The following is a 13429-nucleotide window of genomic DNA, read 5'->3' on the forward strand; positions in this document are numbered from 1 at the left end:
CCTTAATCTCTGTTTGATAAACCGATAAGGGCAAGTAGATTCATAAAAATATTATAGAAATCAAGATACAAGCTAATTGCCGCATCTACGGGACTTGTGTAAAGCCCACGGATAATATTTTGTGTATCATACGCCACATACATACTAAAGAGAATAACCGCCGCACTTGAAATCAACACTTGAAACATAGAGCTTCCAAGAAACAGATTCACAAGCGAGCAAACAAATACAACAATCAAAGTGATAAAAAGCATTTTGCCCATACTTGCCAAGTCTTTGCGTGTCCTAATACCAAAGATACTCATCACGCCAAAGACAATTGTCGTCATTGCAAATGCCATAGCCACAGCTCCAGCTCCTGCCTTTGCCGCTACCATAGCCACAAGCGGAGTAGCCACCAAACCTGTGAGTGTTGTAAAGATAAAGAGCATTGCGATATTAAGTCCGGGCTTTGAGCGAGAAAACATAAGCCCAAAGAGTGCTGCAATCGCAGCCACAAACAGAAGCATACGATTTTCAAAAACAAGCTGAAGATTGTAAAAGCCAATCATCGCACCAATAAAGGCAAAAAACAAACTTGCCCCAAAGAAAATATAAGTCGTTTTGACAAATTTCACAAGAGCAGTATCCTGTGCCGCTGCATATTCCGCAGTTGCATTGACATTGTTTGTATAATTTCTATCATAAAGTCCCATTTTTATCTCCTTTTTTTAAGATAGAGTGGAATGATACCACATTTTGCTAACAAGGCAAAATTCTCCATTATTACAAAATTGCCACAAGCCCATATTTGCTTAAGAATGGGCTTTGAGAAGCAAGATTCTAATCTTTAAAGAGCTTAGAATCTGGATAGACAAACTTTGTAGGACGCTCAACTTGAATACTTTCTTTTGCGTCTGTGGCATACGCACGGATAGTAATATCATAATTCCCCTGCCCTAGATTCTCTCTTGTGCGGATTGTAACTATCTGCTTGACTTTCTTTCCAGCCTTGACATTAAAGGGAGCTTTTGGCGAGATAATCTCTAAGGACTTAGCAATATCTCCGCCCTTGTTATCAAGGATTTCAAAATACATTTGGTGATCAGCAGAATCCGTGTTGTGGAAAAGCATTGTGTAGTGATTATCCACAATGTGATTCTTTTTAATCTCATACAGCTCGGTGGTGCGGTTAATATCAAGGAGCATACTCTCCTTTTTGCTACCTACAAAAAGTAATAGCACAAACACAAGGGCTAAAATCACCATATAGCCGATAGTTTTAAACCTAAACACACGCACTTTACCATTATTATCTAGCGAGGCAGAGGACTTCCACATCACAAGTGAAGGGCGATTAAGCTTACTCATCACAGATTCACACGCATCGGCACATTCAAGGCAGTTAATACACTCTAGCTGCATACCTTTTCTAATATCAATATGCGTTGGACACACACGCACACACGCATTACAATTGGTGCATTCATTGTTTGGATCTTGCTTTTTAGGTGCGAGTTCAAACTTCATTCTCTTTGTGTCATACACCGCCCCACCGCGTTTATAGTCATACACCGCCGTAATCGTGTCATCATCAAAAAGCACACTTTGAATCCGGCAATACGGACACATATAAATACAAAAATTTTCCTGTATAAAAGCAATATCAAGAATGAAAAATAGCCCAAAGCCTAGCCAAAAACCAAGTAAGATTCTATGACTTAGTGGATCGCTCATATAGGCGAAAAAATCACTCGGAGGTGTAAAAAAGAACATCAAATTCGCTGCTGCCACAAGGCAAAGCACGGAGATAATGAGAAATGCCAACACCGCCTTTATCTTTGCCCCAAAAGTGCTTAAGTCCATTTTTTCTTGCTTATTTGAGATTCTTTTTCGCAAACCTAGAATCTTTGTCTGCAACAAATCCCTATATAAAATGCGGAAAATCGTCTGCGGACACGCCCAGCCACACCATATACGCCCCGCAAGTGTCGTCATAAAAAAAATTCCCACAAACATAAGAATAAGCAAAAACGGCATTAAATACAGCTCCTGCATATCAAACACAACGCCCATCAAATGAAGCTGTTTGTGATCAAATGAGAGTAAAAAAAGCTGATTACCATTGATTTGTATAAAAGGAAACACCAAAAGTGCCAAAGTTGCTATCGCATAGACAATGTAACGCTTTTTGCGGTAAGAGTGAGTGTTGTTTTGCATACTATCCTTCTTATGAAACACACCTTATTTGTTGAAGTTTGCATTGTATAACTTTTTTGACTTAAATTAAATTAAAAGCAACATTTTTTTGTAAATTCTCTTAAGAAATTGAAGAAACAAGCTTTTACATTAAAATCTTTAGACTTAATAATATTGTTTAGTTAGCCAACTCCACACTTCCCCATATATGATCAACAAGAAACCAATTCTTTAGGGCTAAAAATTGTTTTGGTAAAAATCGCGATGAATCATTTAAATATTCCTTTGGCATAATGACTATTTTATCTGGATTCTCTATAAGATATGCCGCCCACCAGCTAAATGTTGAATTAGCAATAATAGCGTGCTGACAAGATCGCATAAGCTCCATTTCTTCAACAGCATTTCCCTCTGTATTGCCCTCTATGAAATCTATCGTGCAGCCACTAAAATCCACATACCGCATTAAATATTCTTTACACCAACACATATCATTACTGAAAACAAAAATGTGTGGGTTTGTGATTTTTGATTTGAGAATCTCTAAGGCTTTTTGATAGTATGTTACACCAAGCACAACATAAAGCCCTTCGCTTTGCAGGTAATCCCCTCTTCTTATATGTAAAAATACACTTTTATCCGTGTTTTGGATTTGTTTTTTAAGCATAGCATTGTCGTAGCGAAGTGGAATTTTTAATCTAAAATCATCTTTAAGCAGAGCATACACATCATTACTATACACAAAGGACATATTTATACCATACGGAAAAGCGTAGGGTTTAAACGAACTCTCTCTATAATGCTTCATTATGCGATCATTAACTACCCCCTCCTCACCCCAAACAATATGTGCATAAAACTCATAAAAAGGTCTATAACTCGCCCTCCTCCTAATTAGCCTAATTGCCTTGTAGCGTAGTCTATTGTAAATGAATTTAAAAGGAAACAACACATCGTGTCTAGTGAGGTATTTTGCAATTTGAGTAGAATCTTGGCATAAAGGAATACTGAGATTAAAATGCTTAATCTCTAAAAGGCGAATATTTTCACCCCCCCCCCAGCAACGGAATCATACTCTATTGCACCAAGCAAAACATCATATCCCTTTTGTTGCATAGTCTTAGCAAAAGCATAGTGAAACATTTGATTTCCTAAACCGCCTCCAACCATCACAAGCATTCAAGCCTCCTTAGTTTTTTTTGTTGTCATTGACCCACTTAATCAGGGCAAAAGTATAACTTGCATTATAAAACAATCTGCTATTTTATGCTAGAATCCACGCCATTATTCACAATCACAAGGACACACAATGCTACAAACAATCAATCTTTCAATGCGTTATGCGACAAAAAAGCTCTTTGAAAATGTCAATATCAAGCTAGATTCTGGCAAACGTTATGGGCTTATCGGGGCAAATGGTGCGGGGAAATCCACATTTTTAAAAATCCTAAGTGGGCAGTATGAGGCAAGCAGCGGCGAAGTGGTGATAGAAAAGGGCTTAAAAATGGGCGTTTTGGGGCAGGATCAATACGCTTTTGAAGATCTTAGTCTAAAAGATGCGGTGCTACTAGGCAATAAGCGATTATATGAAGCCATAAAACGCAAGGAATATCTCTATGAAAATGGCGATTTAAGCGATGACACAATCAATGCCGAGCTAGGTGAGCTAGAGATGATTTGTGCTGAAGAAGATCCAATGTATGAATGCGAAGTGGTGATTGAAAAGATTTTAGAATATCTAGGCTTTGAATCTAGCACACATAATGAATTGATGAAAACCCTAACCGGTGGCGATAAGTTTAAGATTCTACTCGCACAAGTGCTATTCCCCAAGCCTGATATTTTGCTCCTAGATGAGCCTACAAACAACCTTGACTTACACTCTATATCGTGGCTTGAAGAGAATCTCAAACGCCACGAAGGAACGCTTGTCGTCATCAGCCACGATAGACATTTTTTAAACAGCGTTTGCACGCATATTTTGGATATGGATTTTGGCTCTGTGCGGGAGTTTAGCGGGAATTATGATGATTGGTATATCGCCTCTACTTTGATAGCTAAACAGCAGGAAATGGAGCGAAACAAAAAGCTTAAAGAAAAAGAGGAGCTAGAATCCTTTATCGCGCGTTTTTCTGCTAATGCGAGCAAAGCCCGCCAAGCCACAAGCCGCCAAAAGCAGCTAGAAAAGCTAAATATTGAATCCTTAGCGGTTAGCTCTAGGCGAGATCCTAGCATAGTCTTTAAACCCAATCGCACCATTGGCAACGAAGCCCTAGAATGTGAAAATATCTCAAAAAGCTATGAGGATCTCTGCGTGCTAAACAATGTGAGTTTGAAAATCTTGCCCGGGGATAAAATCGCTATCATCGGTGCAAATGGCGTGGGCAAAAGCACTTTGTGTAAGATTCTAGTTGAAGAGCTAAAAGCGGATTCTGGCGTTGTCAAGTGGGGGGCGACTACGCAAAGAGGCTACTTCCCACAAAATGTGAGCGAAGAGATAAGTGGGGAAGAGAGCTTGTATGAGTGGCTAAGGGGCTTTGATAAGAAAAAAGAGAGTGGCGAGATACGCAACACACTAGGGCGAATGCTCTTTAGCGGAGAGGAACAAGAAAAATCCATAAACGCCCTAAGCGGTGGGGAAAAGCACAGAATGGTGCTAAGCAAACTTATGCTAGAAGGGGGGAATTTCTTAGTCCTTGATGAGCCTACAAACCACCTTGATTTAGAATCCATTATCGCGCTTGGCGAGGCGTTGTATAAATTTAGCGGAAATGTGATTTGTGTAAGCCACGATAGGGAGCTGATTGATGCTTATGCCAATAGAATCATTGAGCTAAAAGCGGATTCTAGCGGCGGTGGAGCAGAAATCATAGACTTCCGCGGGAGTTATGAGGAGTATTTAGAATCTAAAGGGGAATGATAATGAGTGGATACAAAAGCACAATGAAAGGGCTTTATGACAGGATTTTAGGAATATACAATCGCAATAAATACGAAAACTACCGAGAGCAAGAAAAGGTGATTGAAAATATTTTTAGTGAAAATGGAGTTTTTGCTAAATTGGGGCGAGAAAACTTACAGCAAATTGTGCTACTAAAGGTTTCTGTGTTAGATAGCTTTTATAGCACAAATCTTGCGAAATTTGGAATCTATGAAGTCGCAAAACACATTACCGAGCTAGAGCAAAAAGATCAAATCCACCAAAAAATACGCAACGCCAACCCACAAAATTACAATGAATTAAAGGATATTGTTAAACAAATTGCAGAATGTAAAAGAAAAGATGATAAGAAAAAAGTCTTTTACTCCTTTGCGACAAAATATTGCTTCCACCACAATCAAAACGCCTTTAGAATCTATGATAGCTTTGTGCGTGAAGTGTTGGTATTTTTTAACAATGGCAAAAGTGATACAAGCAATAAGTTTGCGGATATACCTAGTGAGCTAGTAGGCACAAATTTTTATGGAAAAAAGCTCGCAAACAAAGAGCTTAAGGACTATGATACATACGATACATTTCTCCAAGCTATTGATGAGTTTGCCAAACACTATGGACTTGAAAATAAAGACGCACAAGATCGCAGAAAATTAGATCATTTTTTGTGGATTCTAGGGAAAGAAAAGAGCGAAGCGGAGCAATAATTGATTAGAAAAATAGCTTTTATAAAAGTGGATTCTACCCTTAAAGCCTTTTGAGCTTTAGGGCTAGTAGATCAAGGTAGGCAGATTCCTAGAATCTACTTTTTGTTGTGCTGATTTGGGTTAAGCTGCTTACCCCTGTTGCCTTGATTTTGGTCGTATTGGCGATTTGTGCCACTTGTGCCTTTGTTGGGATTTTGCATATTAGCACTATTGTCCTTTGGTGTAACTTTGCCTTGATTAGAATTAGCCTGTGCCATTTTGACTCCTTTAAAAAAATAAAATAGCATTATGCGTTTTTTTTTTTTTGATTTAGCTTAAATTTAAGACAAAGAACACTTTTACAAAATCCCTTAGTTAGAATCTTGCCACCAAAGATGTTGAGAAAACTCCTTAGATTCTATGCAAAACTCAAGTGTTTGTAGCTCTCACACCACCACACCGCAGAGTAACATAATATAGTGTATCAATGCTGGGGCATAAGTCAAGAAGAGTTAGCCGTTCAATATTTTCCTAAACTCCTTAGCAATATAATAACTCATCAAAGGTGGCACGGCGTTGCCAATTTGTGCGTAAGCTGCTCCATTGCTTCCATAGAAAATAAAATCATCTTCAAAACTCTGAATCCTAGCACACTCCCTTACACTTAGTCGCCTATGTAAATTAGGGTGAGGGTGGATAACTGCCCCACCACCTCTACTGCCCCTGCCTGTAATAGTTGGGGCTGGCTTATCCCACGCTAAGATTCTATTACCTACATAGCCATTAATATTTATTTTATGTTTGCTTCCTGTGTGATTAGCAATATTCTCATCATACTCTAAAGGTAAATCAAAAATCGCCTCTCTTAGTGTCTTTGGCTTTTTATGAAGTGGCTTTGGAAAATCTATCTCTTGCTTTATATCAACTCTTCGCCCGATGATAATAACTCTTTTGCGATTTTGAGCTACACCATAATCACTTGCATTTAAGATAGTATGCTTTACAACATAGCCGCATCTCTCAAAAGTAGGCAGTATTTCATTATAAAAATGCTCTTTAAAAGCCTTTCCGCTTTGAATCCCTGCGACATTTTCTACTAAAAAATATTTTGGCTTTTTATCCCTTAGCACCCTTGCGTATTCCAAATAAAGCTTATTGTAATGTGAGTTTAGATTGCGATTTTTACCATTTGCGATAGTAAAGCCAAGACAAGGAAAACCACCGATTAAAATATCAGCATTTGGAATCTCTTCTACCTCAAGCGTATAAATATCTTTACATACAATGTGATTGCCTATATTTTTTTGATAGCTCTCACAGGCTTCTTTATCAATATCATTAGCAAACACAATCTCAAAACCAGCCTTAATAAAACCTAAATCAAGCCCACCACAACCAGAAAAAAGACTAATCACTTTGATTTTACTCACTATATACCTTTGTATTGTGCTTCAAAGCTTGAAAATAAAGATTCTAGCCCATGCAAAGCCTTATTTCTAGAATCTCTATCGCCATTAAAATATTTCACATAGCTTTCGTGTAATAGATAATCAAACTCGCTAACTAGCTCCATCACGCTTGAGCTAAGATAGGAAAAATCAAGGCTTAAAGACATAGAGCATTGTTGCAATAAAATATCTCTATCAATGCGTAATGAATTGCCCTCATAGCGATTGACAATGCTTAAAAACTTGTTTTTATTCTCACTTAAATTATAAAACAATCTCACAAGTTCCTTACCACTTAGAAAATAAAGCTGCATTTTTGTGTCATCTTTAATAGCTAAAAGCAAATCATCGGCATAAATAAACTCCGCCATTTTATTAAACTTCTCTCTAAAACTTTCATAACTTGAAAGCGTTTCAATAAGTGTAAGCAACTTTAAAAATTGCGGTTTGCTTCCCACGCCAGCACCATCACTTGAAGTTCGCTCACTTAGATAATTATCTACTTTTAAGGAATCAAAAAGCACCTTTTTCTCAAAGCTACCCATATTGATTTCTTTATTTGTTGCAATCAATGTTTTTACAGAAAAAGAGTAGCCATTTGCAAAAATCACATCAGCCTTTTCTCTGCGATTTGAAGCGATTTTATCTTTAACATTGATAAAATAATCACTCACTTCATAGCTTAGATTCTTTCTTTGTTTTGTATCTGCAACCTGTGCGTTAAATAAAATAGCCAATAAATCCTCAAATATCCTAGCACTAGTTTTGCGTTTTGCGACTTCATTTGAGCTTATAAAATGATAGAGATAACTATAGATATAAAGTGTATTAAATGTATGCTTATTTTCTTGTAAATACTCAAAAAAGTTATAAATGTCTATAATGGATTCTATCTCTTTTAAAACACCACATTGACGCAAATAATTGCTTATAATCTCAATAGTTTTTAACTCTTTTAACATTAAATTCTCCCAAATTTTGTAGCCAAGATAATTGCCGTATTGTAACAAGCTACTTTAAATAGAATACATTAGCCCAAAGTCCCTAGAAACGCTTGAAAAAACGCTCCTTAGTCAAAAAGAAAAGACAATCCAACTCAATGAAATCCTACAAAATCTCTAAAAACACCCCGCATATTTTTCACACGCTAGAATCCACACTAAGATTCTAAAAACTTCACAAGATTCTACAAAACACAAGGGCTAATTTTGGCTTTATTCTCTGTGCGTTACCACAAAATGCTATACTCCCGCTTATGAATATCCATACCACTCAAGTAAGCCAGGAGCTTATACAAAACATCGCTAATGTCTCTCTTTCACTCTTTAGGAAGAACTTTTTTGGAATCTTTCACGGGGCGATTTCTGCGCGTGTGAGTAAAAACCGCTTTATTATCAACAAACAAAATGCTATTTTTGACAATATCAACGCAGATTCTATGATTATGCTCTATCAAAAGCAGGACTATCGCTGGAATGAGGCAAGTCTGCACGCCCCCATTCACGCAGCAATTTATGAGAGCTTTTCTGAAGCAAAGTTTATCGCCTATGCTATGCCGCCTTATCTTGTGTCTTATACGCTTAAATACGACAAGCTAGAGCCAAAGGATTATTTTGGATATAAATTTTTAGCCCCGAGTGTTGAGATTTTTGACCCTAAGGATTATGAGAGCTGGGCGGAACGCGCTGATACGGATATTCCACGATATTTTAAGGAGCATTCCCATAGCTTTATGCTGATTAAAGGCTATGGCGTGTATGTGTATGCTAGGGATTTACACACATTAGCCAAGATTATTGCCTTAATTGAAAATTCGTGTAAGATTCTGCATTACAACGCCGATTTGGGCGAGATTTTTGAAACGAGTGCGAAATATGATGTCTAAGGAATACAATGAGTGATTTTTCTACCCGTGCTTTAGAGATGTTTTATAAACTCTGTGAGATTCCACATTGTAGCTATCACACGCAGGATATGTACGCTTTTCTTTGCTCTACATTAAAATCTCAAGGCTACACATTAGCTGTGGATTCTGCTTTTAATATTTACGCTAAAAAGGGCAAACCTAGAATCTGTTTGCAAGGGCATTATGATATGGTGTGCGTTGGGGATTCTGCCAAGCACATAGGCGTTACACCTATACAAAAAGATGGTTTTTTATACGCTAAAGATTCTAGTCTAGGGGCGGATAATGGCATAGCTTTGGCGTGTATGTTAGCCCTGCGAGAATCTAATATTGAGCTACTTTTCACAAACGATGAAGAAGCAGGAATGATAGGGGCAAATAATCTTAGCCTAAAAATAGAATCTCCTTTGCTTTTAAACCTTGATAGCGAGGATATACACGAGATTGTGCTAGGTTGTGCTGGGGGCGTGGATATAGAATGTGCTATTGATTTAAAAAATAACTTAAAGCCCTTAGATTCTCTTTTGCCCTCCCACCCTTATATCTATAAAATCACAAGCAAAGGCTTTTTGGGTGGGCATTCGGGGATTGAGATTCATAAAAATAAAGAGAATGCTTTAAGTGAGTTTGGATTCTTTTTATCAACGATTGAAGCCTATATCATCACACTTAATGGTGGGGAGAAACGCAACTCCATACCCGTGGGGCTAGAGGCGATTATTATATGTGATAAAAAGCTAGATTCTATCTTTTATACGCCAAATGGAGCGTCTTTTGACATTAAACCTTTGGAATCTTTAGAATCTAGCGATTATACAAACGCTTATCATAAAAATGCGATTGCCCCTTTGCTGTGTGGGATTCATAGCGGTGTGTATGCGGGGGATAAGCAGGGGGTGCTTTCATCTTTAAATCTTTCGCTTATCACGCAAAAGCAGGAGAGATTAGAGCTTATCCTAATGGCTAGAGCAAACACGCAGGACTTACTCAAACGCACTTGTGAGCGTTTGGAAATAATGCTACCCTACCTTAATCCACATTGCTCTATGAAAACAAGCGGATATTACGCCCCTTGGGAGAAAAGCATAGAGCCAACACATAAGGCTTTAACGCTTTTAAACACGCTGTATGCCAATCATAATATCACGCCCAATCTTACACAAATCCACGCTGGGCTGGAATGTGGGATTCTAAAAAGGCAGATTCTAGCTCACTCAAATGTGAAAAAATTTGAGATTCTATCCATTGGTCCAACTATTCACGCTCCACATAGCTGTAATGAAAGGCTTGATTTAAAAGATTTTGAGATTTTTTGCGATATTTTACAAGATTTTGTAACACTCTATAAGGAATAGTTATGCGACAAATCAAAGCGGGAATCATCGGCATTAGCGGCTATACGGGCTTGGAACTTGCTAAAATTTTGCTCCATCACCCTGTATTTAAACTTAGCTACATAGCCAACACGCAAGGGGATAGCACATTAGAAAAAGTCCATACTATGCTAGATTCACTCCCCTTAGGCAATCTCCCTATCCATAAAGCAAATGCACAAGAGGCTCTAATGTGTGATGTGTTATTTCTCGCCCTGCCCCATAAAAGTGCTATGGCGATGACACGGGAGATTTTGACATTAAGCAAGGCTAAAAATAAGCCTATTAAAATCATAGACTTATCGGCTGATTATCGCTTGAGTGCGGAAAACTATGAGGCAAACTACTGCACCCATACTGATAAAGAAAATCTCGCGAACGCCATTTATGGGCTAGTAGAATACAACCGTCAAAGCATACAAAACGCCACGCTTGTGGCAAATCCGGGCTGTTATCCCACTGCTACGCTTTTAGGGCTACTGCCTTTTGTAGATTGCTTACAAGATTCAAATCCTGTATTTATTGACGCTAAAAGTGGCGTGAGTGGGGCGGGAAAGACTTTGAGTGAAAATACACATTTTTCACATATTAATGAAAATCTTTTTGCCTATTCCCCCCTTGCCCATCGCCATCAAATAGAAATTGCTGAAAAGTGCGTTACACTTGGGAAAAAAGAGCTAGATATTCACTTTGTGCCACATTTAAGCCCTATCACTCGCGGTATGCTAGTGAGTATTTTTGCGACTTTAAAAACCCCTTTAAGCACAAAAGAGGCAAGGGGGATTTTAGATTCTATATATGGGAGCGAATCCTTTGTGCGTGTGAGAGAAACGCCTGTGAAAATGAGTAGTGTTATAGGGAGTAATTTTTGCGATATTTTTGTGGCGTGTAAAAATAATGGAATCTTTATTAACACCGCTATTGATAATCTCTTGCGAGGGGCTAGCTCACAAGCGATAGTAAATGCTAACATTATGTGCGGATTAGATGAGGCTTTAGGAATCCCACAAATCCCCTATGGGCTGTTTTAATAAGCGATGAAAAAAACTCAGTCGCTTTGGGAGAATGCCCCGCAAATATATAAAGATGCGATTTTTATCGCAGATTCACATTTTATGCCCCTGCATTTGCAACCTTTGCCAGAGCAGGGTGAAATTGTCTCAAAAGCCTTGCTTGATTATTTTAAGAGACTTTTAGAAAATCCCGCTCAAATGCCAAGCCAAATTTTCCTTATGGGCGATATTGCACATTTGCTTTTAGGTGGGGTAAAATCTAGTGTTGATACGCATAAAGAGCTTTTAGATTCTATTTGCAATGTTTCACAAGTTAGCCAAGTATGGTGGTTTGAGGGTAATCACGACTTTGGACTAAATGCTTTACAAAAAAGGGCAGAGTTTTCAAAGATTCGCTTTATCCCTCGCTCAAAACAACCCCTTGCCTTTAGCTACATTGATGAAAGCATAGATAAAAACACGCCACATTTAGAATCTAAGCCAAAATCTCAAAATGTCTTACTCGCCCACGGGGATTTGTTTTTAAACACAAAATATGAATATTACATTAGATGTATGCAGACAAAAGTAATGCGTTGGATTTTAGCTTTTCTAGATTCTGTAACTTTTGGTAACCTCTACACTTTTATTGCAAAAAAGGTAAATCACAAGGCGATTAGACAAGGTAGGGTGGAGATTGAAAGCTTTGCTAAAAGGCGGATTTGTGCCTACAATGCCTATTTGCAAAATGCAATCAAAAATGGACAATCTCTTAAAGATGAGCAAATGGATATGATTATAGAAGGGCATTTTCACATCGGCAAAGCATATAAAGGGGAAAGTTTGTATATTTCCTTGCCTTCATTTTATCTTACTAGAAGTATTTTTAGTATAGAATCCGCAACTTCTAATGAAGCAAAATCCACTATACAATCCACAAAGGAGAGCGATTGAAGACAGATAAAGTCGATATTATGCGAATTGCAAACAACGAAATGGAGCTTGTAGATTTTAGACTCTTTGAAGATAAGAATGGGGAGACTTATGAAGGGGTGTATGGCATTAATGTTACCAAAGTAAGCGGAATTGTCGCTTACCCTGAAGAAATCTTTGAAACTCCGGGTAGCCCTGATTATATGCTTGGTATGTTTGATTTGCGTGGAGATATTCTGCCCCTTATTGATTTGACAAAATGGATGAATATCAAGCCAAAAGAAGATGCAGTGCGTGATAAGAAGGTTATTGTTACGGAATTTAACAATAAGCAGCTTGGCTTTGTGGTGCATGCTACAAGGCGACTAAGGCGTGTGAGCTGGGCGGATATAGAATCTGCTATGTTTAGCCTTAGCAATGATGATCAGCGTGGGAAAATTACTGGAACTACGCGTATTGAAGATGGGCAGACATTACTGATTTTGGACTTAGAGGGGATCATTGATGATCTTGATTTCCAAATGCCAAATAGTGGTGATAGAGTGGATATTGAGCAATTTAAGCCTAAGGTTAAATTTGAAGGCAGTGTGCTTATTCTTGATGATAGCTCTATTGCACGCAAACTTCTTTGCAATACGCTCAGTGAGATTGGCTTTGATGTGGTTGATGCTATTGATGGAGAGGCGGGCTTAGAGCGTTTAGAGCAGCTCTATGAGCGTTGGGGGGAAGATATAGCAAAACATCTTAAGCTTATTATTTCAGATGTTGAAATGCCTAAAATGGACGGCTTTCACTTTGCCGCACAGGTTAAAAATGATGCAAGATTCAATAAGATTCCACTCATTTTTAACTCATCAATCAGCGATAAGTTTAGTGCAAGTAAAGGAAAGGAGATAGGGGCGGAAGCTTATCTTGTCAAATTTGATGCAAAACTATTTTATGATGAAATCACTAGAATTTTATCAAAATAAATAGTAG

14 protein-coding genes are annotated in these 13429 nt (G+C 38.1%); 7 read left to right on the forward strand and 7 right to left on the reverse strand.

Features of this window, described 5'->3' with window-relative positions; genetic code table 11:
- Window positions 1-2 precede the first annotated feature (2 nt).
- The 4 genes from HCCG_RS02195 to HCCG_RS12130 form a co-directional block, all read right to left on the reverse strand.
- A complete protein-coding gene (locus tag HCCG_RS02195; RefSeq protein WP_002955756.1) occupies window positions 3-695 on the reverse strand; it encodes a Bax inhibitor-1/YccA family protein in 693 nt (230 codons plus the stop codon).
- A 127-nt stretch (window positions 696-822) separates the two neighbouring features.
- Window positions 823-2199, reverse strand: coding sequence for a cytochrome c oxidase accessory protein CcoG (gene ccoG, locus HCCG_RS02200; RefSeq protein WP_002955757.1), 1377 nt, complete (start codon window positions 2197-2199; stop codon window positions 823-825).
- A gap of 157 nt (window positions 2200-2356) precedes the next feature.
- On the reverse strand, window positions 2357-2986 hold the full coding sequence (locus HCCG_RS02205; RefSeq protein WP_015453836.1) for an alpha-1,2-fucosyltransferase: 630 nt from the start codon (window positions 2984-2986) through the stop codon (window positions 2357-2359).
- 221 nt (window positions 2987-3207) lie between these two features.
- Complete coding sequence (locus tag HCCG_RS12130; RefSeq protein ID WP_002955759.1) at window positions 3208-3357, reverse strand: hypothetical protein; 150 nt, start codon at window positions 3355-3357, stop codon at window positions 3208-3210.
- A 130-nt stretch (window positions 3358-3487) separates the two neighbouring features.
- On the opposite strand from HCCG_RS12130, the gene HCCG_RS02210 reads away from it, so the two are divergent.
- Window positions 3488-5098 (forward strand): ABC-F family ATP-binding cassette domain-containing protein, encoded by a 1611-nt coding sequence (locus HCCG_RS02210; protein WP_002955760.1) that lies wholly within the window; start codon window positions 3488-3490, stop codon window positions 5096-5098.
- A gap of 2 nt (window positions 5099-5100) precedes the next feature.
- Entirely contained in the window at window positions 5101-5820 is a 720-nt protein-coding gene (locus tag HCCG_RS02215) for a hypothetical protein (RefSeq protein WP_002955761.1), read from the forward strand.
- 95 nt (window positions 5821-5915) lie between these two features.
- On the opposite strand, the gene HCCG_RS12135 is transcribed toward HCCG_RS02215, so the two are convergent.
- The 3 genes from HCCG_RS12135 to HCCG_RS02225 all read right to left on the reverse strand — a co-directional run bounded on the left by HCCG_RS12135 (window position 5916) and on the right by HCCG_RS02225 (window position 8209).
- Entirely contained in the window at window positions 5916-6077 is a 162-nt protein-coding gene (locus HCCG_RS12135) for a hypothetical protein (protein WP_002955762.1), read from the reverse strand.
- A gap of 234 nt (window positions 6078-6311) precedes the next feature.
- Window positions 6312-7229, reverse strand: a complete 918-nt coding sequence (locus tag HCCG_RS02220; RefSeq protein WP_002955763.1) for a DNA cytosine methyltransferase — start codon at window positions 7227-7229, stop codon at window positions 6312-6314.
- A complete protein-coding gene (locus HCCG_RS02225) occupies window positions 7229-8209 on the reverse strand; it encodes a hypothetical protein (RefSeq protein ID WP_002955764.1) in 981 nt (326 codons plus the stop codon). The genes HCCG_RS02220 and HCCG_RS02225 overlap by 1 nt, the downstream gene beginning before the upstream one ends.
- Before the next feature lie 293 nt (window positions 8210-8502).
- Here HCCG_RS02225 and HCCG_RS02230 point away from each other — a divergent pair, with 293 nt between their 5' ends.
- Genes HCCG_RS02230 through HCCG_RS02250 form a run of 5 tightly spaced genes read left to right on the forward strand, consistent with a single transcriptional unit; the run spans window position 8503 to window position 13422 of the window.
- Window positions 8503-9132 (forward strand): class II aldolase and adducin N-terminal domain-containing protein, encoded by a 630-nt coding sequence (locus HCCG_RS02230; protein ID WP_002955765.1) that lies wholly within the window; start codon window positions 8503-8505, stop codon window positions 9130-9132.
- A gap of 8 nt (window positions 9133-9140) precedes the next feature.
- Window positions 9141-10508 (forward strand): M20/M25/M40 family metallo-hydrolase, encoded by a 1368-nt coding sequence (locus tag HCCG_RS02235; protein ID WP_002955766.1) that lies wholly within the window; start codon window positions 9141-9143, stop codon window positions 10506-10508.
- A 2-nt stretch (window positions 10509-10510) separates the two neighbouring features.
- Window positions 10511-11557, forward strand: coding sequence for an N-acetyl-gamma-glutamyl-phosphate reductase (gene argC / locus HCCG_RS02240; protein ID WP_002955767.1), 1047 nt, complete (start codon window positions 10511-10513; stop codon window positions 11555-11557).
- Between the two features lie 6 nt (window positions 11558-11563).
- Window positions 11564-12472 carry a metallophosphoesterase gene (locus HCCG_RS02245; RefSeq protein ID WP_002955768.1) on the forward strand — a complete coding sequence of 303 codons (909 nt, stop codon included), beginning with the start codon at window positions 11564-11566 and terminating at the stop codon, window positions 12470-12472.
- A gap of 20 nt (window positions 12473-12492) precedes the next feature.
- Window positions 12493-13422, forward strand: coding sequence for a chemotaxis protein CheV (locus HCCG_RS02250; protein WP_034548017.1), 930 nt, complete (start codon window positions 12493-12495; stop codon window positions 13420-13422).
- Window positions 13423-13429: the final 7 nt, after the last annotated feature.

The sequence above is a fragment of the Helicobacter cinaedi CCUG 18818 = ATCC BAA-847 genome, from assembly GCF_000155475.1.
Lineage (GTDB): Bacteria > Campylobacterota > Campylobacteria > Campylobacterales > Helicobacteraceae > Helicobacter_C > Helicobacter_C cinaedi.

Bases quoted from the DNA above. Each gene is read 5' to 3' on its own strand.
- HCCG_RS02205 (WP_015453836.1), bottom strand. From the start codon at position 2,986: ATGAAGCATTATAGAGAGAGTTCGTTTAAACCCTACGCTTTTCCGTAT.
- HCCG_RS02250 (WP_034548017.1), top strand. From the start codon at position 12,493: ATGCGAATTGCAAACAACGAAATGGAGCTTGTAGATTTTAGACTCTTT.
- argC (WP_002955767.1), top strand. From the start codon at position 10,511: ATGCGACAAATCAAAGCGGGAATCATCGGCATTAGCGGCTATACGGGC.
- HCCG_RS02235 (WP_002955766.1), top strand. From the start codon at position 9,141: ATGAGTGATTTTTCTACCCGTGCTTTAGAGATGTTTTATAAACTCTGT.
- HCCG_RS02195 (WP_002955756.1), bottom strand. From the start codon at position 695: ATGGGACTTTATGATAGAAATTATACAAACAATGTCAATGCAACTGCG.
- HCCG_RS02215 (WP_002955761.1), top strand. From the start codon at position 5,101: ATGAGTGGATACAAAAGCACAATGAAAGGGCTTTATGACAGGATTTTA.
- HCCG_RS12130 (WP_002955759.1), bottom strand. From the start codon at position 3,357: ATGCTTGTGATGGTTGGAGGCGGTTTAGGAAATCAAATGTTTCACTAT.
- ccoG (WP_002955757.1), bottom strand. From the start codon at position 2,199: ATGCAAAACAACACTCACTCTTACCGCAAAAAGCGTTACATTGTCTAT.
- HCCG_RS02210 (WP_002955760.1), top strand. From the start codon at position 3,488: ATGCTACAAACAATCAATCTTTCAATGCGTTATGCGACAAAAAAGCTC.
- HCCG_RS02225 (WP_002955764.1), bottom strand. From the start codon at position 8,209: ATGTTAAAAGAGTTAAAAACTATTGAGATTATAAGCAATTATTTGCGT.
- HCCG_RS12135 (WP_002955762.1), bottom strand. From the start codon at position 6,077: ATGGCACAGGCTAATTCTAATCAAGGCAAAGTTACACCAAAGGACAAT.
- HCCG_RS02245 (WP_002955768.1), top strand. From the start codon at position 11,564: ATGAAAAAAACTCAGTCGCTTTGGGAGAATGCCCCGCAAATATATAAA.
- HCCG_RS02230 (WP_002955765.1), top strand. From the start codon at position 8,503: ATGAATATCCATACCACTCAAGTAAGCCAGGAGCTTATACAAAACATC.